This window comes from Streptococcus raffinosi (genome assembly GCF_030284685.1).
In the GTDB taxonomy this organism is placed as follows: domain Bacteria; phylum Bacillota; class Bacilli; order Lactobacillales; family Streptococcaceae; genus Streptococcus; species Streptococcus raffinosi.
On sequence record NZ_JASUZV010000005.1, the window covers coordinates 59,600 to 83,947 of the forward strand.

Below are 24,348 nucleotides of genomic sequence, written 5' to 3' on the forward strand. Positions count from 1 at the left end.
CCTAAATTGCTATTAAATAGTTATGACATTAAAGACTAGTCCCACTTCTCAGCGAAAAAGCGTAAACAGTCTGGTAAATTCTCAGCCCATGCCTCTTCATTATGTTCAGCACCGGATTGAATGTGAACTTTGATATTCTCCAAATCAACACCACGGGCAATCAAATCATGATAATAACTCAGTGACGAATCAATATAAGCCTGCTTAATATTACCAGCCATCAGGGTCTTGTCCGTATCGTCAGCCTCCTCTGTCCCTACATAAATATAAACACGCTGATCAGAATCTAATTTTTGACGATCCATATAACGGTCAAAAGCATCTTGATGCAACCAGTTAGCTGAAGAAAATACTCCTAGACACCCAATCTGGTCCTTATAATCAAGGCCCATAAACTGAGTGATGTTACCACCAAGTGAAGAACCAATCATGGCAGTGTGCTGGCGGTCTGAAAGAGTACGGTACTCTTTATCAATGAAAGGCTTCACCACATCCATGACAAACTCTGCATACTCAACTCCCTTTCCTCCAAACTGAACACCAGGAATATTAGACTCTTGATACTTCCATGCAGAATACTCATTCATACGATTTGGACCATCATTATCAATAGCCACTACAATCATACGAGAAATATCCGGATTACGCTTGAGAGTCGGAATAATTTTCCAAGAATAACCTGAAAATGCTTCCTTACTATAAAGAACATTCTGACCATCATGGAAATACACAACAGGGTAAGAACGATCTGTATCTGTTTCATAATTTTTGGGGAGAAGAACACGCACTCGTCGAAGTTTAGCAGTATATGGTACTTCCAACTCATGCGTTTTCATCACCAAGTAAAAATAAGATTTATTCATTATCAGAAAACTCACTCTATTCAAAATTTGACTCTATTATACCATATTTTTACAGAAAAAGAGCCTTATTACTAAGGCTCTCTTGACTTTTTACAATTATTGACTAGCTTAACATTTAGTATTTTGCAATATCAAATACTGTTGATTTCACACGAGTCATAGCTTCAATAGAGTATTTCACACCTTGAGTACCGGCACCAGATCCTTTAACACCAAGGAATGGGAAGTTATCTGTACCACGTTGTGTTTTATTATTGATGTGAACTGTACCAACTTCAAGTTGTTCAGCAATAGCAAATGCACGTGGGTAATCTTGTGTAAAGACAGCACCTTGAAGTCCATATTCAGATTGGTTAGAAATCTTGATTGCTTCTTCAACTGAAGATACACGGATGAATGGCAATACAGGACCAAATGGTTCTTCCCAAGCAACACGCATATCTGTTGTTACATGGTCAAAGACTGTTGGATAGATAAGGTTTCCTTCTCGTTTCAATTCAGTTTTAGCAGTAGCACCTTTTTCAACAGCATCATCAATCAAACCTTGTACAAAGTCAGCTGATTTAGTATCGATAAGTGGTGTAACACTTGCACTTTCTTCAGGCATACCAACAGTGATATTAGCAACCAAAGCAGTTACTTTTTCTACCAATGCATCAGCAACGCTATCCATTACAAGAACACGTTTGATAGCTGTACAACGTTGGCCTGAGTAGTCAAAGGCACCTGCCACGATGTTTTTAGCAGTCAAGTCAAGGTCAGCATCTTCAAGAACGATAGCTGAGTCTTTACCACCAAGCTCAAGCATGATTGGACGCATTGCTGCCAAACGACCGATATTTTCACCAACTGGAGTTGAACCTGTAAAGTTGATAAAGTCAACTGCTTTGTGTTCAACGATGTAGTCACCGATAACAGAACCACGACCTGTGATTGAGTTCAAGACACCAGCAGGGATACCAGCTTCAACAAATGCTTCAACCAAAAGAAGACCTGAGATAGAACCTTGTGTTGGTGGTTTGAAGGCAACAACGTCACCAGCAATCAAGGCAGGAGCAATTTTAGAACCAGCCAAGTTTACTGGATAGTTGAATGGTGAAATAGCAAGGACAAGACCTACTGGTTCACGACGAACAACAGCGATTTTTTTCTTGCTACCAGCATCAAAGGCACCACCTTCAAGTACTTCACCTTCCAAACGCAAACCTTCTTCAGCTGCATAGTGGATAATTTCAGCAGTACGAACAACTTCACCAATTGCAGATTTCAAACCTTTAGAAATTTCTTTAGAAAGAACTCGTCCGATCTTATCAGCATCACGTTCCAAGATATCAGCTGCTTTATGAAGGTAAGCTGCACGTTCAGCGTATGAAAGCGCACGCCATGCTGGGAGTGCTGCTTTAGCTGCTGCGTAGACTTCGTCTACTTCAGCTTGGCTCATAGCTGGAACTGATCCAAGTTCCTCACCGTTTGCAGGTGCGTAGATAGTAATTGAATTTTCAGATGTTTTCCACTCACCATTGACATAGTTTTTGTATTGTTTAGCCAAGATAGTAACTCCTTTTATCTATTATAAAACCTATTCTATCATTTTTTTCCAAATATTCCAAGATTAAAACAAGGATTATTCAGAAAATTTTGACAAAAAATAATTAAAGTTCTTAACCTAGGTTAGACGTATTCTACTCCTAAAAAGACATTGAGTCAATTATTTTGTCTATGCAAAAAAAGCGAAAGCACAAGCTTCCACTTTTTTTCTTATTAGTCTACGTTAACGTATTCTTTTGAAAGTTCAAGAACTTCTTCCATTGTTGAACATTCAGTAAGTGCGCGGTTAGCGTATTCTTCCATTTTAGCTGTGTCAAGTTTCTTCATCAAGCTACGTGTACGAAGAACAGATGTAGCTGACATAGAGAACTCATCCAAGCCCATTCCGACAAGAAGAGGAACGGCTGTTTGGTCACCAGCCATTTCACCACACATACCAGCCCATTTACCTTCAGCATGCGCAGCTTTGATAACATTGTTAATCAAACGAAGAATTGATGGGTTATATGGTTGGTAAAGGTATGAAACTTGTTCATTCATACGGTCAGCAGCCATTGTGTATTGGATAAGGTCATTTGTACCAATTGAGAAGAAATCAACTTCTTTAGCAAATTGATCAGCAAGCATAGCTGCAGCTGGGATTTCAATCATGATACCTACTTCGATGTTGTCTGCAACAGCAACACCTTCAGCAATCAATTTAGCTTTTTCTTCTTCGAGAATACCTTTAGCAGTACGGAACTCTTTCAACAAAGCAACCATAGGGAACATGATACGCAATTTACCGTGAACAGATGCACGAAGCAAAGCACGCAATTGAGTACGGAACATTTGATTACCAGTTTCAGAAATTGAGATACGCAAAGCACGGTAACCTAAGAATGGGTTCATTTCTTTAGGAAGATCGAAGTAAGGAAGTTCTTTATCCCCACCGATATCCATTGTACGAACGACAACAGGTTTACCATTCATACCTTCAAGAACCGCTTTGTATGCCTCATATTGGTCATCTTCAGTTGGAAAGTCTTGAGAGTCCATGTACAAGAACTCTGTACGATAAAGACCAACAGCTTCTGCACCATTATCGTTAACACCTTCAACGTCTTTAGGTGTACCAATGTTTGCAGCCAACTCGAAGTGTTTACCATCAGCTGTTACTGTTTGAGCATCTTTAAGGAGAGCCCATTCAGCTTTTTGTTTAGCATAAGCTTCACCGGCTGCTTTAAACTCAGCAATTTGCTCTTCAGTTGGGTTAATCACAACTTCACCAGTAATACCTGAAACTGCCAAAATGTCTCCATCTTTTACAAGTTCAGTAATATTGTTTGTACCAAGAACAGCTGCGATTTCAAGTGTACGAGCCATGATAGCTGAGTGACTTGTACGTCCACCAATGTTAGTGACAAAAGCTTTAACAAATTGTTTGTTAAGTTGAGCAGTGTCTGATGGTGTCAAATCATGAGCAACAACGATTGATTCTTCGTTAATTGTTGCTGGGTTTGGCAATTTCTTACCAAGCAAGTTAGCAAGCACACGTTTTGTAACGTCACGAATATCCGCTGCACGTTCTTGCATGTATGGATTGTCTTCCATACCTTCAAAAATTGCAATGAACATGTCAGTTACTTCAGTCAAAGCAGCTTCAGCATTAACTTGTTTAGCACGGATAGTTTCTTTGATTTGACCAGTCATTTCTGGGTCAGCGAGAACCATCAAGTGAGCATCAAATACGGCTGCCGCTTCTTCACCAAGGCTTTCAACTGCTTTTTCACGGATAACAGAAAGCTCGTCCTGTGACGCCGCTAGAGCAGCATCTAGACGAGCCTCTTCTGCACTTGTATCTTCAACTGTATTAGTTTCAAATGACAAATCCGGTTGAACAAGCAGATATGCCTTAGCAACTGCAACACCGTCAGATGCTGCGATTCCTTTAAGCATTTCTGTCATATTCTTATGCCAATCCTTCTTTTGTCATTGTTTCAGCGATTGCTGCGATTGCGTCGTCAGCATCAGCACCTTCTGCAGAGATAGTTACGTCAGCACCTTGACCAACACCAAGGCTCATAACACCCATGATAGATTTAAGGTTAACTGCTTTACCTTTGTAATCAAGAGTGATATCTGAAGCAAATTTGCTTGCTGTTTGAACAAGCAAAGTAGCTGGACGTGCGTGGATACCTGTTTCTGCTACAATGTGGAAATCTTTAGAAGCCATAATGGATTCTCCTTCTTAATTTGGAATATTTGAGTTATCGATGATAACCCTTACAATTTAGAATTATAACATAGCTAATTCATATTATCAAGGTTAAAACATACTTTATGAAAAATTTCCTAAGGGTTTCTTCTCATTTAGTCATGTCCTTTCAAGATTTTATTCTCTCTTTTAACTATTTGTTACAGAAATAAAGATAAATCCGAAAGTTTTTTCATTATATTTTCATAGGGTGTTTTCATAAAGGCTAAGTTAGCGTTTAGATACGATTTAAGATGTTTTGACTAAAATCACTTGTTGAAAAAGCTGTTTTTTCAAATGCAAGGTCAGCTGTAAAGATACCCTCTTGAAATGTTTTTTCAATAGCAGCAGTGATTAATTGAGCAGCTTCTGACCAACCGATATAATCTAAGAGCATGCACCCAGATAATAGTACCGAACATGGATTTGCCTTGTCTTGATCTGCAATATCAGGAGCCGTTCCATGTGTCGCTTCAAAAATAGCATGGCCAGTTTGATAGTTAATGTTGGCTCCAGGGGAAATTCCGATACCACCAACCTGTGCGGCCAAGGCATCACTGGCATAATCACCATTCAAGTTGGTCAAGGCAACCACATCAAATTTTCCTGGATTTAGAAGAATCTGTTGTAGGAAGTTATCTGCGATGATATCGTTAATCTCTAAACGGCCAGCAAGTAGGTCCTCTTTATACTCTTCCTGTGCCACCTCGTAACCCCATTTACGGAAACCGCCCTCAGTAAATTTTTGAATATTGCCTTTATGGACTAGGGTTACTTTTTTGAGATTATTCTTGAGTGCATAGTCAATTGCTGAACGAATTAATCGTTTACTTCCTTCAATTGAAATTGGTTTAATACCGATACTACTTGACTCTGGGAAACGAATTTTAGTCACACCCATTTCTTTCTGCAGAAAAGCAATGACTTTCTTTACCTCTTCCGTTCCTGCTTCCCATTCAATACCTGCATAGATATCTTCGGTATTTTCACGAAAAATAGTAATATCCGTTTTTTCTGGTTCTTTAAGAGGGCTTACCACTCCTTTAAAGTAACGAACTGGACGAACGCAGGCATAGAGGTCAAGTTCCTGACGTAGAGCAACATTTAAAGAACGGATTCCACCACCAACTGGCGTTTCAAGAGGACCTTTAATAGCTGCCAAACTGTCTCGAATAGCTTCTAAAGTAGCTTGAGGTAACCATTCTCCTGTTTTGTCAAAAGCCTTTTTTCCTGCTAGAAGCTCTTGCCACTCAATCTGACGCTTACCATCATAGGCTACCTCTACAGCCTTATTGAAGATGGCTTGAGCATTTTTCCAAATATCACGACCAACACCATCTCCTTCAATATAAGGAATAATAGGATTATCAGTAACCTCTAGGTGACCATTTCCCATTTTGATTTTTTCTGCCATAGATTTTTCCTCACTAACGTTTTTCTAAAGGAATATAAGTTAAGTTTTCTTGTCCAATATATTGAGAACGTGGACGAATCAATTTATTATTTTTTTGTTGCTCCTGAATATGTGCAATCCATCCTGCGACACGACTCATTGCAAAGATGAGCGTGAAGATATCACTATCGATACCCAAAGAATGGTAAACCGTCGCTGAATAAAAATCGACATTGGGAATCAAACCTTTCTTAATTTTCATGAATTCCTCAATCTCTTGCGACATATTAAAGAACTCTTGATTTTCCGTATTCTCAGTCAACTTCTTAGCCATATCTCTCAAGAATATTTCTCGAGGATCCTGTTTTTTATAAACACGATGTCCAAATCCCATGATTTTTTCTTTAGAGTCCAGTTTTTCTTGCAGATAGGCACTAACATCACCAGATTCATGGACTTCATTTAGCATATCAAAGACGCGCTCATTAGCACCACCATGGAGAGGGCCTTTTAACGCTCCAATAGCTGTCGTAACACAAGAATAAATATCTGTAAGGGTTGAAGCACAAACACGCGCTGCAAAGGTTGAGGCGTTCAACTCATGATCTGCATGAAGAATTAAAGCCTTATTCATAGCTTCAACTTCAATAGTAGATGGTTCAACCCCATTCAGCATGTAAAGAAAATTTGCCGCAAAGCCTAAATCTTCACGTGGTTTCACAGGCATCTGACCCGTCCTTAAACGAGCGAATGTTGTAATAATTGTTGGCAACTTAGCCATCAATTCAATACTTTGTTGATAGATGGCTTCCAGGGAGCGCTCCTCAGCATGGACATTATATACCCCTAATAATGAGACTGTAGAACGCAGAACACTCATGGGATGCAAATGAGGCCTTGATTGTATGAGAATACATTGCTCAACCGCATCTGAAATATCATAATTCTTACGCAATTCCGCTTCAAAATATTTAAGTTCCATTTGCGTTGGTAGATGCCCATTCCACAAGAGATATATGATTTCCTCAAAAGAAGCTTTATTATCCATAAATTCTGAAATATCATAGCCTGCGTAGGATAAATGATCATCAATAATAGACGAAATACGTGTATTACAAGCAATCATATCCTTCAGACCATTTGTTTCAACTGTTGTCATATTATGCTCCCTTCAATTTTTTTCGAACAACCATTGGTAGAATACCACCATTCTTATAGTAGCGAATATCAGCGTCTGCATCAAAACGGACTAATACCTTAAATGTTTTTGTTTCAGAAGACGTTCTAGCTGTTACGGTGATAACATCGTGGACACCAGGATTTTCCGAAAGATCAAAGCTAAATGTCTCCTGTCCTGTCAAACCAAGAGACTCAGCTGATTCTCCTTCCATAAATTGAACTGGTAAAATGCCCATCATTACTAGGTTCGAACGGTGGATACGTTCAAAGCTCTCAGCAAGCACTACTTTTACACCAAGGAGATTTGCGCCTTTGGCTGCCCAGTCACGGCTTGAACCCATTCCATAGTCTTTACCAGCAATCACAAGCGTGTCTTGATTAGCTTCCTTGTATTTCATAGCCGCATCATAAATAGGAATGATTTCACCATCATATTTAGTATATCCACCAATTTTACCCTCTGCCAACTCATTTTTGATACGAATATTAGCAAAAGTTCCTCTCATCATCACTTCATGGTTTCCACGACGACTACCATAGGAATTAAAGTCCTGATAATCCACTCCGTGTTCAGAGAGATAATTCGCTGCAGGACTATTTCGGGCAATATTACCAGCTGGAGAAATATGGTCAGTTGTTACTGTATCTCCAAATTTCGCTAAAACTTTCAAATCAGTCAGTGGTTTAATGGACAAGTCGTCTCCCAAGCAATCAAAATAAGGTGGGTTTTGGATATAGGTTGATTCTAGATTCCATTTATAATTTTGACCTTGCTCAGTTGGAATAGCATTCCACTTCGCACTGTCTGAAAAGACATTGGCATATTCATCTTGGAAGAGTTGACGAGTCACGAATTTATCAACATATGACTCAATTTCATCACGAGATGGCATGATATCTTCTAGATAGACAGCTTTGCCATTTTCATCAACCCCAAGAGCTTCAGTAGTCAAATCAATATTGGTGTTACCAGCCAAGGCATAAGCAACAACCAAAGGTGGGCTAGCTAAAAAATTCGCTTTAACCAGAGGATTGATACGTCCTTCAAAGTTACGGTTTCCTGATAAAACAGCACTTGCCAACAAGTCATTGTCAGAAATAACTTTAGCCACTTCTGGTCGTAGATCTCCTGAGTTACCAATACATGTCGTACAACCATAACCAACTAAATTAAAGCCAAGTTTATCCAAATATGTTTGCAAGCCTGAAGCTTTGAGATAACCTGTAACCACTTTAGATCCTGGCGCCAAAGAGGTCTTGACTGTTGGAGAGACTTTGAGCCCCTTTTCAACAGCCTTTTTAGCTAAAAGACCCGCAGCCATAAGAACGTAAGGATTTGAAGTGTTGGTACATGACGTAATCGCTGCTATTGCCACATGACCAGTCTGAATCGTCTCTAAATGTTCCTCAAAATCAACTTGAGCCGTCTTTTCTAATTCCTCACGATCAAGACCAAAACCACGGACACCTGCTTCTCGAACTACAGCATCCTGGAATTCTTGTTTAGCATCGGATAAGAGAATCAAGTCTTGTGGGCGTTTTGGACCTGAAATCGAAGGTTTAATGGATGACAAATCAATTTCAACAACCTTGGTATAGGTAGCTTCTTTGCTAGGATCATAGAAAAGATGGTTAGTTTTAGCGTAGGCTTCTGTCACCTTGATATGTTGCTCATCACGGTTGGTCAAACGCATGTAGTTTAAGGTTTCCTCATCAATTGGGAAATAACCACAGGTCGCACCATATTCCGGTGCCATATTAGCCACTGTAGCACGGTCAGCTAGAGATAAACTCTTCAAACCAGGACCAAAGTACTCAACGAATTTACCAACAACATTTTCAGAACGAAGCACCTGAGTAATCTTGAGGGCCAAATCGGTTGCCGTCGCAATTTTAGGCAGTTCTCCTGTCAAACGAACACCTATAACCTCTGGGATTGGGAAATAAGATGCTTCACCAAGCATTGCTGCTTCGGCTTCAATTCCTCCGACACCCCAACCAAGAACACCGATACCATTGATCATAGTTGTGTGACTATCTGTACCAAACATAGAATCTGGATACAAAAGCCCATCTTTTTCAATAATAACGTCACTTAAAAATTCAATATTAACTTGGTGGATGATACCTGTTGCAGGTGGAACGGCACGATAATTTTCAAAGGATTGTTCAGCCCACTTAAGAAATTCGTAACGCTCATTGTTACGCTTAAACTCCAAATTAATGTTATCTTCAAGAGACGTGCTACAACCATAAGAATCTACCTGAACAGAGTGGTCAATCACCAAGTCCACAGGAATCTCTGGATTAATAAGTTCTGCCTTTCCTCCATTCGCTACAATTGCATCACGCATGGATGCCAAATCAACAACAACAGGAACTCCGGTAAAGTCTTGAAGAATAACACGACTTGGTTTAAAAGGAACTTCCGAATTTATCGAAATATTCGGAAATTTCAAGATACTACTAATGTGAGATTCTGTAACATCAACACCGTCCTTTTTTCTTAAAAGACTTTCAAGTAATATTCTAATCGTATAGGGTAGGTTTTCTACCGTAACACCCTGCTTTGTCGCAACTTTTTCAATATCATAAAACGTAAAGTCTTGATCTTTTACAGTCAGATTTGAGCAATATTCTTGCATACTAGAACCTCCATTAGTTAAAAGTTTTTTTCATTTTATACCTATTTTTTCTAAAATACAAATGAAATTGGCATTTTCATGTCATAAAAGCTCACATAATTAGTTAGTTGACTCCTTTTTCCAATAAATATTGACTGGTGTCAAAAAACTTTAAAAAGGCTTAAAAACACAATATATGGGGTTGTGTTTGAATACTAAACACAAAATATTGTATTTTTGTCGGTTCAACCTCTTGATTTTTCCCTATATTTTGGGTATTCTATTAGAGTTCCAAAAGTGACCTTTAGTCACTTAAATTCATTATTAAAAGGAGTATTTGCAATGGCAAAGATTACATTGTTTTCAAAAAACAACTGCATGCAATGCAAAATGACAAAAAAATTCTTAGAAAAGGAGAATGCTGATTTCGAAGAAATCAACATTGATGAGCATCCAGAGAAAATTGATTATGTAAAAAGCCTTGGTTTCACAGCTGCTCCAGTTATTGAATCCGGTGATATCGTCTTTTCAGGATTTCAACCTGCAAAACTTAAAGAAATTCTCTAACTCTCAAGTTTTCATTATAGAAAGGAACTTGTTTGCTTAGTTTAAGGAATAAATCTTAATAAACCATTAAACTAAGTTTGGTATCAGTATTATGTCTTTAAAAAATCTTGGCGATGTTTCTTATTTCCGCCTCAATAATGAAATCAACCGTCCAATTAACGGTCAAATACCTTTGCACAAGGATAAAGAAGCCCTTCATGCCTTTTTCCTTGAAAATGTTAAGCCAAATTCAATGGCATTCAACAGCATCACAGAAAAAATTAATTACTTGATTGAAAATGACTATATCGAGTCTGAATTCATTGGGAAATACGAACCTGCCTTCATTGAGAAATTGTCTGCGGAAATTTACTCTCAAAATTTTCGTTTTCAATCATTTATGTCGGCTTACAAGTTCTATCAACAATACGCTTTAAAAACTAATGATGGCCAGTCTTATCTTGAAAGTATTGAGGACCGTGTTCTTTTTAATGCCCTCTACTTTGCTGATGGCGATGAACATCTAGCCAGTGATCTTGCTAATGAGATGATTCACCAACGTTATCAACCTGCTACTCCTTCCTTCTTGAATGCTGGGCGTAGCCGTCGTGGAGAACTTGTTTCATGTTTCCTTATTCAAGTAACTGATGACATGAATTCTATCGGACGTTCTATTAACTCAGCCCTACAGTTGTCACGTATTGGTGGTGGGGTAGGTATTAGTCTCTCTAACCTACGTGAAGCTGGTGCTCCTATTAAGGGGTATGCTGGTGCAGCTTCTGGTGTCGTGCCAGTAATGAAACTCTTTGAAGATAGTTTTTCTTACTCAAACCAACTTGGTCAACGTCAAGGTGCTGGAGTTGTTTATCTTAGCGTCTTCCATCCAGATATCTTAGCTTTTCTTTCTACTAAAAAAGAAAATGCCGATGAAAAAGTTCGTGTCAAAACTTTATCACTAGGTGTTACCGTACCTGATAAGTTTTACGAATTGGCACGTAAGAATGAAGAAATGTATCTCTTCAGCCCTTACTCTGTCGAAAAAGAATACGGGAAACCATTTAACTACATCGACATCACAGCTATGTACGATGAATTGGTTGCCAATCCCAATATCACAAAAACTAAGATTAATGCGCGTGAGTTAGAAACTGAAATTTCTAAACTCCAACAAGAATCTGGTTACCCATATATCGTCAATGTTGATACAGCTAACAGACATAATCCAATTGATGGTAAAATTGTCATGTCCAACCTTTGTTCTGAGATTCTCCAAGTTCAAACACCAAGTGAACTGAACGATGCACAAGAATTTGTGAAACTCGGTACAGACATTTCATGTAACCTTGGATCTACTAACATCCTTAACATGATGACATCGCCTGACTTTGGACGTTCTATCAAGGCTATGACGAGAGCACTTACTTTTGTTACAGATAGCTCTAGCATCGAAGCTGTACCATCTATAAAAAATGGTAACCAACAAGCTCATACCTTTGGTTTAGGTGCCATGGGGCTCCATTCTTACCTTGCTAAAAACCACATTGAATACGGTAGCCCTGAATCTGTTGAATTCACTAATATCTACTTCATGCTTATGAACTACTGGACTTTGGTTGAATCTAACAATATTGCCCGTGAACGTCAAGAAACCTTTGTTGGTTTTGAAAAATCTAAATATGCCGATGGTTCTTACTTTGATAAATACGTTACGGGACAGTATGTTCCTAAATCTGACCGTGTTAAAGAACTGTTCGATGGCCACTTCATTCCGCAAGCAAAAGATTGGGAAGAGCTTCGTGAGTTAGTTAAGAAAGATGGTCTCTATCATCAAAACCGCTTGGCAGTTGCACCAAATGGATCAATTTCTTATATTAACGACTGTTCTGCTTCTATCCACCCAATCACACAACGTATTGAAGAACGTCAAGAGAAGAAAATTGGTAAAATCTACTATCCAGCTAACGGACTCTCAACAGACACTATTCCTTTCTACACTTCAGCTTACGACATGGATATGCGTAAAGTGATTGATGTATATGCTGCTGCTACTGAACATGTGGATCAAGGTTTGTCATTAACACTTTTCTTGCGTAGTGAACTACCAAAAGAAATTTACGAATGGAAAACAGAAAATAAACAAACAACTCGTGACCTTTCTATCCTTCGTAACTATGCCTTTAACAAAGGAATCAAGTCAATTTACTACATTCGTACTTATACAGACGACGGGGAGGAAGTTGGCTCTAACCAGTGTGAAAGTTGTGTTATTTAACACTCTAAAATATCACTGTTCTTATTCATAAAGGGTATTAAAAAGGTCGGTTCGCCGACTTTTTTAATAGATAAACTCAAAAAGCTATGTCATGATTTTGAATTATGATAAAATAGAAACGATATCAATAAAGAAAGAGGTTTCTAATGGAAACTTACTATAAAGCCATTAACTGGAATGAAATCGAAGATGCGATTGATAAATCTACCTGGGAAAAATTGACTGAACAATTCTGGTTAGATACACGTATTCCACTTTCAAATGACCTTGATGATTGGCGTAAACTTTCAGCTGAAGAAAAAGATTTGGTCGGAAAAGTCTTCGGTGGCTTGACCTTACTAGATACTATGCAATCACAAACAGGTGTTGAAGCTATTCGTGCCGATGTTCGTACACCCCATGAAGAAGCTGTTTTGAACAACATTCAGTTCATGGAATCTGTTCACGCAAAATCCTACTCTTCTATTTTCTCAACTTTGAACACTAAATCTGAAATTGAAGATATTTTCGAGTGGACCAATAGTAACGAATACTTGCAGACCAAAGCAAAAATCATAAACGACATCTATGAGAATGGAACACCACTTCAGAAAAAGGTTGCATCAACTTTTCTTGAAACCTTCCTTTTCTACTCAGGCTTCTTCACACCTCTATATTATCTAGGTAATAATAAGCTTGCCAATGTCGCTGAAATCATTAAATTGATTATCCGCGACGAATCTGTTCACGGAACCTATATTGGCTATAAATTTCAACTTGGCTTTAATGAATTACCTGAAGAGGAGCAAGAAAGCTTCCGTGAATGGATGTATGACCTTCTCTATGAATTGTATGAAAATGAAGAGCTCTATACTAAGTCTCTCTATGATGGTGTTGGGTGGACTGAAGAAGTCATGACTTTCCTTCGTTACAACGCCAACAAGGCCCTCATGAACTTGGGACAAGATCCACTTTTCCCAGATAGTGCAAACGATGTTAACCCAATCGTTATGAATGGTATTTCTACAGGAACTTCCAACCACGACTTCTTCTCTCAAGTTGGTAATGGTTACCTTCTAGGTACTGTGGAAGCCATGCAAGACGATGATTATAACTACGGACTATAAGAAAAAACTAGCTGAGCTAGTTTTTTCTTGTCTTCAATACTATATTCGAAAAACAAATAGAAAAAGAGTTCAATCTGAACTCTTTTTAGCTTATTTTGCTTTAACTTCAAAGCCTTCTGCTACACCTTCAGCAAAGTTTTCTTCAACAATGCTAGCACAGTGATCACAGATTGTTGCATTATAGCTACGTTCCTTGGTAGTTGGATCAATACGACGACAACGATCACAAACTTCACCTGAAGCACGTTCTACAGTGAAGGCAACATTTTCAAAGCTCACAGCTGATTCAGGAGCATCTCCTTCAGCAATAGTCAATGCTGAAACAATCAAAAGTTGAGCAAGATTTGTATTCAAACCTTCAAGAAGTTCTTTAACTTCAGCATCTGGATAAATAGTCAAATGAGCTTCTAGTGATTTACCGATAATCTTCTCATTACGAGCTTCTTCCAAAGCTTTTTGAGCTTGACCACGGAAATCCATGAATGCTTTCCATTTTTCAAGGATTGCTTCTTGATTTTCGAAAGCTTCTGCTTCTGGCAACTCTGACAATTGAACAAACTCTTCAGTTTCAAATTCAAGATATGACCAGATTTCTTCAGCAGTGTGAGGAAGAATTGGAGTCAAGAGTTTTGTGATCTTAACAAGAATATCGTAGAAGACTGTTTGCATTTGACGACGTTCAAGAGAATCTGCACTCTCAATGTAAACCACGTCTTTAGCAAAATCAAGATAGAAAGCTGACAACTCTACATTAATAAAGTTAACCAAAGCTTTGTAGATAGTCAAGAACTCAAAGTTTGCATAAGCGTCACGAATGATCTTAACCAATTGGTTGAATCGGATAGTCATGTACTGATCCACAGATCGCAATTCTTCAAAGGCCACAGCATCAGTTGTTGGATTGAAGTCTGATGTATTAGCAATCAAGAAACGGAGCGTGTTACGGATTTTACGGTAAGATTCAGATACTTGGCTAAGGATATCCATTGAGATACGGACATCATTGGTCGTATCAACACTTGTTACCCAAAGACGGAGAATTTCTGCACCAAATTGCTTTTCAACATCACTAGGAGCAATCGTATTTCCAAGTGATTTAGACATCTTTTCACCCTTACCATCGAGGGCAAAACCTTGAGACAAGAGTTGTTTATATGGTGCGACACCATGATTGGCAACTGATGTGATAAGTGATGAGTTAAACCAACCACGGTATTGGTCAGAACCTTCAAGATAAAGGTCAGCTGGATAAGTCAATTCAGGTCGATTAACGACAACACCATTCCATGATGAACCTGAGTCAAACCACACATCCATAATATCATTTTCTTTAGTGAACTCACCGTTTGGTGAACCAGGATGTGTGAAACCTTCTGGAAGAAGATCTTTAGCATCACGTTCCCACCAAATAACAGATCCATGCTCTTCAAAAAGTTTAGCCACATGTTCAATCGTTTCCTCAGTCATGATTGGTGTCTTATCTTCAGCATAGAAGATTGGGAGTGGAACACCCCAAGCACGTTGACGAGAGATGACCCAGTCTCCACGGTCACGAATCATGTTGTAAAGACGAACTTTACCCCATTCTGAATGGAATTTAACTTTTTCAATTTCATCCAAAATTTCTTGACGGAATTTAGATACAGATGCAAACCATTGAGGGACTGCACGCCAGATAATTGGTTTTTTGGTACGCCAGTCAAATGGGTATGAGTGAGAGATTTCTTCTTTGGCAAGAAGGAGATCACCAAGTTTATCAATGACTGTTGGTACAACTTTATCATAGAACTGACCTGCAAAATCAGGACCTGCATTTTCCATCATGATACCACGTTCATTGACCGTTACAGCAACTTCTAAGCCATTGGCAACACCGACGTTATAGTCATCTTCACCAAAACCGGGCGCTGTATGGACGATACCAGTACCAGAATCCAGTGTAACATGATCACCAAGGATAACCAATTCATCAACTTCTGAGTCCCATGGGTGTTCGGTTACAATTTGATCCAATTCTTTTCCTTGGTAAGTTGCAAGTACTTCAACATCTTCCCAACCAAATTTTTCAGAAAGACTTGGCAATAGCTCAGAAGCCACAACATATTTACGGTCAGATCCAGCAGGCTTAACAACTACATAATCAAAATCAGCTCCCATTGTCAAGCCTCGAGACGCTGTAATAGTGAATGGTGTAGTTGTCCATACAACGATATAGGTATCGGTATCCAATACGCCTTTACCATCCTTAACTTTATTAGCATAGTAAAGAGATGTAGAAACTAAATCATGGTATTCGATTTCTGCTTCAGCAAGCGCTGATTCTGATGACCATGACCAGTAAACTGGTTTCGCACCTTGGTAGATGTAACCTTTTTTAGCCATCTCACCGAAGACACGAATTTGTGCAGCTTCATAGTCAGGTGTCAAAGTTACATATGGGTTATCCCAATCAGCTGAGACACCAAGTCGTTTGAAATCTTTACGTTGCTTGTCAACTTGTGAAAGCGCATAGTCACGACACATTTTAAGGTATTCAGAGCGTTCGATTTCTTTACGTTTCACACCTTTTTTAGCCAAAACCTGTTCGATTGGAAGCCCATGAGTATCCCATCCAGGAATATAAGGTGCATAGAAACCAGACATTGATTTAGAACGAACGATAATATCCTTGGAAATTTTATTCATGGCATGTCCAACGTGAATATTACCATTGGCATACGGAGGGCCATCATGAAGGGTGAAGTGCGGTTTTCCTTGGTTCAATTCTTGACGACGTTGATACATATTAGCATCTTCCCACTCTTTTTGCCAGAGAGGTTCTTTATTAGGAAGTCCAGCACGCATAGGAAAAGCTGTCTTACCAAGATTTAGGGTTTCTTTAAGTTTCATTCTATCTCCTCTTCAATATAATTTACAAAATAAAAAGAGCCTTCATCAAAAAGGACGAAAGCTCGTGGTACCACCTTTGTTTAGAGCAAATATAAATTCGCTCCCTCATATGTCCGTAAGGAGGACCATCCTTCTAACTTACTTTATTCAGTCAGAACCAAAGAAAATGATAACCGGCCAAATAGGGAATGTGGGACTCACACCATCTCCCACTCGCTGAAAATATACTTGGTAAGTTTTATTTTTCTTATTCGCCAATATTCAATTTAAAAGTTTGTGTTTCGTTAAGGTTTACTTCACCTGTTGTTTCAGGTTGAAAATCAAAATCTTCATCTACTGGTGCAGAAGTTGGAAAGTCTGCTGCTTCGCTATCGAAAGAATCTGAGTTACCGAAATCAACTGGGGTCGAAACAGTTTCATTAGTTTCTTCAAATTCTTGATTAGAGAAATCTTCGACTTTCTTGTTACTTTCAGCAACACGACGTTGAAGTTCAGCCATTTCATCAGGAGTAAATTGACGCGTTGCATCAAATGAAGCTGCATCATTTGAATCTGGGACATGTTCGTCCAAAACTTTTTCAACAACTTCTTTAAAGGCAGCATCTGAGTTTTGAAGATAAATAGCTGTTGGTTGCAACAATTCACCCCACTCTGGAGCACTTGCTAAGCTAAGTTGACCTTCAACTGCAGCCAAAAGACGTTGATGGAAAACACGACTTTGACGTTTAAGCTCTTCTGTCTCAATAGCAACACGTTTCGCTTCATCAGTAGCATCACGAAGAATTTCAGATGCTTTAGATTTAGCTTCTTCAACCAAATGCGTTGCATTGAAGTTAGCTTTATTAATCAAGTTAGCTGATTCGTCAGCTGCTGAAGCTTTAACTTTTTCAGCTGTTTCTTGAGCCAAGATAACTGATTGGCTTAGTGATTCTTTCATTTCATCAAAATAAGCCAATTTTTCTTCAAGCTCTTTTACACGAGAAGCAAGCTCACGATTATCACGAACTAAATCTTCATAATCATCAACGATAATATCAAGAAATTCATCTACTTCTTGTTCATTGTATCCACGAAATTTAGTTGTAAACTGTTTATCTTTAATATCAAGTGCTGTGATTGCCATTACAGGCCTCCTTTATTTTTTTACCATTTCTTCAAGCTCTTTTACACGAGCAGCAAGTTCACGATTTTCATGAACTAATTCTTCATAACCATCTACGATAATATCAATAAATTCATCTACTTCTTCTTGATTATAGCCACGAAATTTAGTTGTAAACTGTTTTTCGATAATCTCAAGTACTGTAATTGCCATTACAGATCTCCTCTATTTACATTACCATCTCTAATGATTTTAAACTAAATACCTACTTTTTTCTTCGTCTCAACATGCTATTAATAGTGACTTTAGCTTTACCAGATTTTGAAAATCCTTCTTGTTCGGCCAATCGAAATCGACCGAAACCCCGAACCGAAATCATATCACCAATAGTAATCAACTGGTCAGCCTTCTCAACTTGTCTATAATTTAATTTGACTTTACCAGATGAAATCAGCTTCAAGGCCCTAGAGCGTGATAAATTTAACACGGTTGCTAACACATTGTCAAGACGCATGCTAGAAAGTAAAACAAAAGAATGTGAGTAGTTTTCTTGATTTGTAATCCAATTCCCTTCACTAACATCCTTAAGTGTAACGGAAACATTACCAATCTTTTTGATAGTCATTATAGCATAGTTTGCTAGGTGAGATGCTATCGAAAATTGAATACGTCCATCGTCATTGATAATAATGTCACCAAATACTTGACGTTCAAGTCCAAGTTGATTAATCAAAGCCCCCAAAACTTTTGGATGAGTCAAGGTGTTAAACTGTCTTGCATAAGAAACCTCTAACCGCTTAATCTCAAAGTCATCATCAGAGAGTTCATAATAATCCGGAGCTATAATAACTCTTCTGTACTCCTCCGTCTCAAGATTTGAACTTACAAAGAATTTTAATTGATAGTAATTTGCTAAATCTTCAACAATTTGAATCTCACGGGGATTTAAGAAATCAGTCAAATAAGGACTATACCTATCTTCAACCAATTGGCAAAATCCCCTGACCTTTTCTAAAAAAGGACGTTCATCTAACGAATAATGCTGTTCAATATTTTTATTTTCTGACATCAGAATAGAATATTCCTAAGAATAGTGAGAGAAAAATTCAACAAAAGAACGATTACGATGATTGAAAAGTCAACACCAGCAAAGACCAGATTCAGACGACGAAATGGCGCAAGAATCGGATTAACAATTTGTCTAATGATTCTTCCAAGGCTAGTGTCATAGGCTCCTGGAAACCAAGATAACAAAGCGTAGACAACAAGAAGTATCTCTGCAACATTAACGACACGTGCCCAAATAACATATAGTAATATAGACATTGCTTAACGTCTCTTCATGTCAAAGTCAAAGTTAGCTTCTTGATTACCGTGTGCCAAACCAATCTCTTCAATATCAACAACGACATTGATTGGTGTAAGCAAGTACATTGAAGAGCCAACTTTTTGAAGATTCCCGGTAAGTACTTTACTTGCACCATCAATGAAATCAAGACAACGACGAGCTTGTGCCTCTAACATATACTGAAAATCAATCAAAACACATTCATTTTCGATCAAAAGTTCTACAATTTCCTGAGCATCTTCATATTTCTTAGGATATTTAATTGCAATTGTTGTTTTTGTTGTACTCATTTGATGTGGTCCCTGATTTGCTTGTGAACGACTCAAAGGTAAACTACGAAGAACTTGTGTTTCCTGCAAGTCTGCGTTAACATGTTGACGACGAGGAGGAACTGTTGCCTGTGAACGCTCAGGTTGACGTTGCTGACGAGGTTGTGTCTGCACTGGTCTCTGCACTTTTACAGGACGTTTTTTCTCTTCTTCTTTTGCAGCATCTTCATAATCGGTTACTTCGTCGGTATCAAAATATGAAACAATTTTATCAATTGTGTCTTTTAATGCCATAAGGTTAATCTCCGTTCTCTTTAAAAAATGCACTGCCGATTCTGACAAAGGTTGATCCATTTTGAATTGCCTCATCAAAATCTCGACTCATCCCCATGCTTAATTGATCACAAGGAACATTCTTTATTTTTTTCTCTTGAATTGATTTTCTAAGTTCATTTGTCTGTGAGAAAATCACATCAAGTTCTTGATCATCTGCATCAATTGGTGCCATTGTCATTAGTCCAACAATACAAATGTTATCAAGATTTTTAATTTGGTCTAGAACTGTATCAAGTTCTTCAGGCGAAAAACCATGTTTCGATTCCTCACCTGAAACGTTAACTTGAAGGAAACATTTAATCGTATGATTGGCACGCTTTTGAATTTCCTCTGCTAATTTTACAGAATCCAAGGCGTGAAAATAATCAACTAAATTAATAACATCCTTTACTTTTCGACGCTGTAAGGTACCGATAAGGTGCCAGGTCAAATCATAATTGTTTAAAGCTTGATACTTATCTAAGAATTTATCCACGCGATTTTCAGCAATGTGTTTAATTCCTGTTTTAACCAATTCTTCAGCAATATCACTAGAGACATATTTGGTTACGGCAATAATATTGACTTCATCACTAGAGCGATTAGCCTTCTCACAAGCTGCCTTTACCGCTTGATAAACATTATTTTTATTTTCTTCTATAGTCATTATTAACGATTTTTAAAGAATGGTGGTGTTTCCAACTCATCATCATCCTCAACTTCACTTGAAAATGTAGACATAGTCAACTGACTATCTAATTGGCCAGTTTCAGGACGTGAGATATTATCACGTCTTAAGTCCCAATTTCCAAAAGCAGACTGCTCTTGTTGAGATGCTGCCGCTGCAGGATGAACCCCTGTTTGAGGCATTGAAGGTGTTTCATTATAGTCAAAATTTGGTTGACGTTCAAATGAAGGTTGAGAAACTGGACGTTGTTCTTCTTGAATCGCTTGCTGAACAGGTGCTGCTGGTTGTGACGGTACTGATGTCACTTTGCGAGGTTGAGCTTTCACTCCCGCTACTTTATCAGCACGATCTTGACGAACTCCTGTGGCAACAACAGTTACACGAATCTCATCTTTCAATGTATCATCAATCGATGTACCCAACCAAATGTTAACACCGTTACCAGCTGCTTGGCCAACAATTTCAGAAGCTTCTTCAGCCTCTGTAAGAGTCATATCAAGACCACCAGTTACGTTAACAATTACGTCTTCTGCACCATCAATAGTAGTTTCAAGAAGTGGCGAGAAGATTGCTTTGCGTGCAGCTTCAACAATACGTTCCTCACCAGAACCAATACCAATACCCATAAGCGCATTACCTTTGTTTGCCATAACTGTTTTCACATCAGCAAAGTCGAGGTTAATCAAGCCTGGATTAGTGATAAGATCCGTAATACCTTGGACACCTTGGCGGAGAACATTATCTGCTTCGCTAAGGGCTTCAAGAAGTGGAGTTTTCTTATCAACAATTTCAAGAAGATTGTTGTTTGAGATAATAAGAAGTGTATCAACTTGCTCACGCAACTCTTGAATACCTTCAACCGCATAAGCACCACGTTTGTTACCTTCAAATCCGAACGGACGTGTTACAACTGCAACTGTCAACGCACCTAAGCTTTTGGCAATACGTGCAATTACTGGAGCTGCTCCTGTACCAGAACCTCCACCCATACCGGCAGTGATAAATACCATGTCAGATCCTGTAAGTGCTTCTGTAAGTGTTTCTTCACTTTCTTCAGCCGCCTTACGACCAACTTCAGGTTGACCTCCGGCACCAAGTCCACGGGTCAATTTAGGGCCCAATTGGATAACTGTTTCTGCTTTTGAAGAGCTGAGCGCTTGAATATCAGTATTAGCTGCGATAAATTCAACACCAGAAAGACCTTCTTCAATCATTCGGTTGATGGCGTTTCCGCCACCTCCACCGACACCGATAACTTTAATGACAGCACCTTGAACAGATGCGCTATCAAATGAAAAACTCATTTTATTTCCTCGCTTTTTCTAGATTAAATTAATCGAACATACTACCAAAGATACCACGAACACGATCTCCAAGTTTTTGTTTTGGTTCATGATTTCCTTCTTCAACTGGCAAAGGCACTTCGATTGTATTCTCAACTGGAATAGGATTAGGTTGTGGAGCCACTCGTGGCGCTGGTGATGGTGCTGGAGTTCTGTCAAAACTCAATGCGGGAGCCTCATTGTCGATAGGTTTACGACGGAGATACTCTTCACCAGATACTGCTCGTTGAGCAATAATATCAACTTCTGTAAGAAGGCCAACATACTCAACAAGACTAATCACATTTGCAAACATCGGATTACGAATGCCTACTTGATTTGGTACGTAAAGTTTGACATTTGTCTCAAAAAGCTCTTGAGCAACTTCAACTACACCAGGCATAATAGCTGTACCACCTACAAGGACGATACCACCAGGTAAATCAAGTAGACGACCACGAGTCAAATCTTGTTTCACTCTGTCCAAGATATGTTTCACACGAGCTGAGATAATTTCAGCAAGGTATTTTTCAGTGATTTCAACAGGTGAATTTTCACCTACAACTTCAACTTGAACAGTTTCAGATTCACTTGCTTCGTCAATATCAGCATTACCAAAATTAAACTTAAGCGCTTCTGCAATCTGCATAGAAGTCTTCAAAACCTTTGAAATATCCTTTGTGATGTATTCGCCACCTTCAGAATAAATATTGGTAAACTGAAGTTCTTGCGCACGCATACTTGCAACGGTAGTTTGACCGCCACCCAAATCAATGACTGTAGCACCAAACTCACGTTCACCTTCATTTAAGACCGCACGTGTCATCGCAAGAGGTGAGATAATAATATTCTCAACCTTAATACCTGCACGTTCAACCGTCTTACGAAGATTGTGAAGGATTGTTGTTGGTCCTGTATAAATGAGACCCCTCATTTCAAGACGAATTCCCATCATTCCACGAGGATCACGAATTCCTTGGAAGCCATCAACGATAAACTCTTCAGGAACTAGCGAAATAACCTCACGCTCAGGTGTAATGCTCTTAGTCAAGGCTGAGCGAACAACACTTTCAACATCTTCATCTTTGATTTCTTTTGATTCACTTGTTACAGGAATCATCCCTTGGGTAGGCTCAATTTGAAGAAGATTAGCTGGAAGCCCAACATTAACTTGCTCAATAACAATACCAGCTTTTTCTTCTGCTTGTTCAATAGCTGTTTTGATGGATTTCGCTGCAGCGTCAATGTCAACAATGATACCATCTTTCACACCAGAACTCTTAACATTACTTACTCCGATGACATTCATTGATCCATCAATAAATTCAGCAACAAGAACCTTAATCGAGCTAGTTCCTATATCTAATCCTGTAAAAAAGCCATCTCTAGCCATTCACTCGACCTCTCAATCTTTCCATTCAATATCTTTGTAAACTGTATAAAAACAGAATTATTCGGATACTATTGTACCATAAAAAAACGTAAAATGTCAGCATTTTACGTTTTTTATTATTCAATATTAACCCTGAGCTAGGGAAGTTTGATGTGAGTTTTCTTGCCCTACTGCAGGAATACTTTCTCCTTGGTCACTTGAACTTTCGGTATTAGTATCCTCTCCAGAACTTTGTACAGACGATTCTGACTCTTGCCCTTCTTCAGAAGTAGCACTGGTTTCTTTACTATCAGTCTTGTCTTTATCTTTCTTTTTATCCTTATCGGATTTTTCAGATTTTGATGCTTCAACTTCCGGAGTCGTCGTATAAATACCAACTTCCATATCAACAATAGTCCCATCTGAAAGATGTTTTTTAATTTTTTGGTAATATGGTAACTTGATTGTTAATTGAGATAGTGGGACACGGATGGTATTGCCATCATACAACTCAATAGTCAACAAATCTGAAGTTGCCTTGGTAGGTGTTAAATTAATAATCTGAATGTTATTTTTGATTTTAGCATCCAGTTGATTTAGCTCTTTTACAAGTTCTTCAATTTTCTTGTCATCATCTATTTTTAAAGTAATAAATTTATCTGGAAGATTTCCTGTTGAAACCGTTCCACCAGTTTTACCACTCTCGAGAATTGACATATAACCATTGCCAGTTTGACGATAAGCCACTATCGGGTATTCTTTTACTGCAATGTTAAATTGATTTGGAAAGTCATAGGTCACATTCGCTTTTTTAACCCAAACATTTGTTTTTTCAACAGTTCTCGCAACTTTGTTCTGATTTAAAAAGACATAACTAATATAATCTGTATCAAGAATACCACTTGCCACTTTCACATCTTCTGGCAAAGCATTTTTTGTTCCTGAGACAGTGATAATCTTTTGCTTAGACCAAGGCGAGATATAGAAGAGTGAAAACACAATTAAAATAGCAGCTGAGAAGACAATGAGACCAGCAAGATTTTGTTGTGCAATAGGAATGTTACTGCTTGATTTCAACTTATTCTTTTTTTTCTTCTTGGCCTTTTTTTTCTTTTTAACCTTCTTCTTTTCCGGTACCTTGTTTTCGATTGAAGTATTCTCTTTCTCTATGCCTTCAGAATCTTCGCTCTCTTTTTTTCTTAAAAATTCCAAGTTTCGCTTCTGCCACTCCGTCAGAACTTGTTTTTCTTGTGAATTTTGTTCCTTTTTTGCCATG

At 38.4% G+C, this 24,348-nt stretch carries 19 protein-coding genes and 1 pseudogene; 3 read left to right on the forward strand and 17 right to left on the reverse strand.

The genetic code is table 11. The features are described from left to right. Positions 1–35: 35 nt before the first annotated feature. From QRD39_RS04545 to acnA, 7 genes are all read right to left on the reverse strand, one after another. On the reverse strand, positions 36–863 hold the full coding sequence (locus QRD39_RS04545) for an alpha/beta hydrolase (RefSeq protein ID WP_285955803.1): 828 nt from the start codon (positions 861–863) through the stop codon (positions 36–38). Between the two features lie 115 nt (positions 864–978). Continuing rightward, the gene (locus QRD39_RS04550; RefSeq protein ID WP_002888882.1) at positions 979–2,412 is read right to left on the reverse strand and encodes an NADP-dependent glyceraldehyde-3-phosphate dehydrogenase; all 1,434 of its coding nucleotides are present in this window, start codon (positions 2,410–2,412) and stop codon (positions 979–981) included. A 212-nt stretch (positions 2,413–2,624) separates the two neighbouring features. Next, the gene (ptsP, locus tag QRD39_RS04555) at positions 2,625–4,358 is read right to left on the reverse strand and encodes a phosphoenolpyruvate--protein phosphotransferase (protein WP_143568150.1); all 1,734 of its coding nucleotides are present in this window, start codon (positions 4,356–4,358) and stop codon (positions 2,625–2,627) included. A gap of 4 nt (positions 4,359–4,362) precedes the next feature. Beyond that, a complete protein-coding gene (locus tag QRD39_RS04560; RefSeq protein WP_002884015.1) occupies positions 4,363–4,626 on the reverse strand; it encodes a phosphocarrier protein HPr in 264 nt (87 codons plus the stop codon). Between the two features lie 259 nt (positions 4,627–4,885). Beyond that, on the reverse strand, positions 4,886–6,061 hold the full coding sequence (icd, locus tag QRD39_RS04565; RefSeq protein WP_285955804.1) for an NADP-dependent isocitrate dehydrogenase: 1,176 nt from the start codon (positions 6,059–6,061) through the stop codon (positions 4,886–4,888). A gap of 13 nt (positions 6,062–6,074) precedes the next feature. After that, positions 6,075–7,199 carry a citrate synthase gene (locus tag QRD39_RS04570; protein WP_008534297.1) on the reverse strand — a complete coding sequence of 375 codons (1,125 nt, stop codon included), beginning with the start codon at positions 7,197–7,199 and terminating at the stop codon, positions 6,075–6,077. A gap of 1 nt (position 7,200) precedes the next feature. Next, on the reverse strand, positions 7,201–9,864 hold the full coding sequence (acnA, locus tag QRD39_RS04575) for an aconitate hydratase AcnA (protein WP_285955805.1): 2,664 nt from the start codon (positions 9,862–9,864) through the stop codon (positions 7,201–7,203). Between the two features lie 321 nt (positions 9,865–10,185). Between acnA and nrdH the strand changes: the two genes are divergently transcribed. From nrdH to nrdF, 3 genes are all read left to right on the forward strand, one after another. Further along, a complete protein-coding gene (gene nrdH, locus QRD39_RS04580) occupies positions 10,186–10,410 on the forward strand; it encodes a glutaredoxin-like protein NrdH (protein ID WP_008534294.1) in 225 nt (74 codons plus the stop codon). Positions 10,411–10,501: 91 nt separating this feature from the next. Next, positions 10,502–12,661 (forward strand): class 1b ribonucleoside-diphosphate reductase subunit alpha, encoded by a 2,160-nt coding sequence (gene nrdE / locus QRD39_RS04585; RefSeq protein WP_285955806.1) that lies wholly within the window; start codon positions 10,502–10,504, stop codon positions 12,659–12,661. Positions 12,662–12,807: 146 nt separating this feature from the next. After that, the gene (gene nrdF / locus QRD39_RS04590; protein ID WP_002887602.1) at positions 12,808–13,767 is read left to right on the forward strand and encodes a class 1b ribonucleoside-diphosphate reductase subunit beta; all 960 of its coding nucleotides are present in this window, start codon (positions 12,808–12,810) and stop codon (positions 13,765–13,767) included. Positions 13,768–13,857: 90 nt separating this feature from the next. Here the strand turns inward: nrdF and ileS are convergent, their stop codons facing one another. From ileS to QRD39_RS04640, 10 genes and pseudogenes are all read right to left on the reverse strand, one after another. Beyond that, positions 13,858–16,656: an isoleucine--tRNA ligase gene (ileS, locus tag QRD39_RS04595; RefSeq protein WP_285955807.1), complete on the reverse strand. Its 2,799-nt coding sequence runs from the start codon at positions 16,654–16,656 to the stop codon at positions 13,858–13,860. 247 nt (positions 16,657–16,903) lie between these two features. Beyond that, a complete protein-coding gene (locus tag QRD39_RS04600) occupies positions 16,904–17,779 on the reverse strand; it encodes a DivIVA domain-containing protein (RefSeq protein ID WP_021152032.1) in 876 nt (291 codons plus the stop codon). 27 nt (positions 17,780–17,806) lie between these two features. Further along, positions 17,807–17,971, reverse strand: a pseudogene (locus QRD39_RS04605) (DivIVA domain-containing protein); the annotation flags it as partial. Between the two features lie 52 nt (positions 17,972–18,023). Further along, positions 18,024–18,827 carry a YlmH family RNA-binding protein gene (locus tag QRD39_RS04610; RefSeq protein ID WP_285955809.1) on the reverse strand — a complete coding sequence of 268 codons (804 nt, stop codon included), beginning with the start codon at positions 18,825–18,827 and terminating at the stop codon, positions 18,024–18,026. Next, a complete protein-coding gene (locus QRD39_RS04615; RefSeq protein WP_008534285.1) occupies positions 18,827–19,084 on the reverse strand; it encodes a YggT family protein in 258 nt (85 codons plus the stop codon). Before QRD39_RS04615 ends, QRD39_RS04610 begins: the two co-directional genes overlap by 1 nt. Before the next feature lie 3 nt (positions 19,085–19,087). Beyond that, positions 19,088–19,669, reverse strand: a complete 582-nt coding sequence (locus QRD39_RS04620) for a cell division protein SepF (protein ID WP_008534283.1) — start codon at positions 19,667–19,669, stop codon at positions 19,088–19,090. Positions 19,670–19,673: 4 nt separating this feature from the next. Further along, entirely contained in the window at positions 19,674–20,357 is a 684-nt protein-coding gene (locus QRD39_RS04625; protein ID WP_285955810.1) for a YggS family pyridoxal phosphate-dependent enzyme, read from the reverse strand. Positions 20,358–20,359: 2 nt separating this feature from the next. Continuing rightward, a complete protein-coding gene (ftsZ, locus tag QRD39_RS04630) occupies positions 20,360–21,682 on the reverse strand; it encodes a cell division protein FtsZ (protein ID WP_285955811.1) in 1,323 nt (440 codons plus the stop codon). A 28-nt stretch (positions 21,683–21,710) separates the two neighbouring features. Further along, positions 21,711–23,093 carry a cell division protein FtsA gene (ftsA, locus tag QRD39_RS04635; protein WP_002887627.1) on the reverse strand — a complete coding sequence of 461 codons (1,383 nt, stop codon included), beginning with the start codon at positions 23,091–23,093 and terminating at the stop codon, positions 21,711–21,713. Positions 23,094–23,219: 126 nt separating this feature from the next. Then, entirely contained in the window at positions 23,220–24,347 is a 1,128-nt protein-coding gene (locus QRD39_RS04640) for a cell division protein FtsQ/DivIB (protein WP_285955812.1), read from the reverse strand. Position 24,348: the final 1 nt, after the last annotated feature.

Bases quoted from the DNA above. Each gene is read 5' to 3' on its own strand.
- acnA (WP_285955805.1), bottom strand. From the start codon at position 9,864: ATGCAAGAATATTGCTCAAATCTGACTGTAAAAGATCAAGACTTTACG.
- ftsZ (WP_285955811.1), bottom strand. From the start codon at position 21,682: ATGAGTTTTTCATTTGATAGCGCATCTGTTCAAGGTGCTGTCATTAAA.
- nrdH (WP_008534294.1), top strand. From the start codon at position 10,186: ATGGCAAAGATTACATTGTTTTCAAAAAACAACTGCATGCAATGCAAA.
- QRD39_RS04610 (WP_285955809.1), bottom strand. From the start codon at position 18,827: ATGTCAGAAAATAAAAATATTGAACAGCATTATTCGTTAGATGAACGT.
- ptsP (WP_143568150.1), bottom strand. From the start codon at position 4,358: ATGACAGAAATGCTTAAAGGAATCGCAGCATCTGACGGTGTTGCAGTT.
- nrdE (WP_285955806.1), top strand. From the start codon at position 10,502: ATGTCTTTAAAAAATCTTGGCGATGTTTCTTATTTCCGCCTCAATAAT.
- icd (WP_285955804.1), bottom strand. From the start codon at position 6,061: ATGGCAGAAAAAATCAAAATGGGAAATGGTCACCTAGAGGTTACTGAT.
- ileS (WP_285955807.1), bottom strand. From the start codon at position 16,656: ATGAAACTTAAAGAAACCCTAAATCTTGGTAAGACAGCTTTTCCTATG.
- QRD39_RS04640 (WP_285955812.1), bottom strand. From the start codon at position 24,347: ATGGCAAAAAAGGAACAAAATTCACAAGAAAAACAAGTTCTGACGGAG.
- QRD39_RS04620 (WP_008534283.1), bottom strand. From the start codon at position 19,669: ATGGCATTAAAAGACACAATTGATAAAATTGTTTCATATTTTGATACC.
- ftsA (WP_002887627.1), bottom strand. From the start codon at position 23,093: ATGGCTAGAGATGGCTTTTTTACAGGATTAGATATAGGAACTAGCTCG.
- QRD39_RS04570 (WP_008534297.1), bottom strand. From the start codon at position 7,199: ATGACAACAGTTGAAACAAATGGTCTGAAGGATATGATTGCTTGTAAT.
- QRD39_RS04545 (WP_285955803.1), bottom strand. From the start codon at position 863: ATGAATAAATCTTATTTTTACTTGGTGATGAAAACGCATGAGTTGGAA.
- QRD39_RS04600 (WP_021152032.1), bottom strand. From the start codon at position 17,779: ATGGCAATCACAGCACTTGATATTAAAGATAAACAGTTTACAACTAAA.
- QRD39_RS04560 (WP_002884015.1), bottom strand. From the start codon at position 4,626: ATGGCTTCTAAAGATTTCCACATTGTAGCAGAAACAGGTATCCACGCA.
- QRD39_RS04625 (WP_285955810.1), bottom strand. From the start codon at position 20,357: ATGACTATAGAAGAAAATAAAAATAATGTTTATCAAGCGGTAAAGGCA.
- nrdF (WP_002887602.1), top strand. From the start codon at position 12,808: ATGGAAACTTACTATAAAGCCATTAACTGGAATGAAATCGAAGATGCG.
- QRD39_RS04615 (WP_008534285.1), bottom strand. From the start codon at position 19,084: ATGTCTATATTACTATATGTTATTTGGGCACGTGTCGTTAATGTTGCA.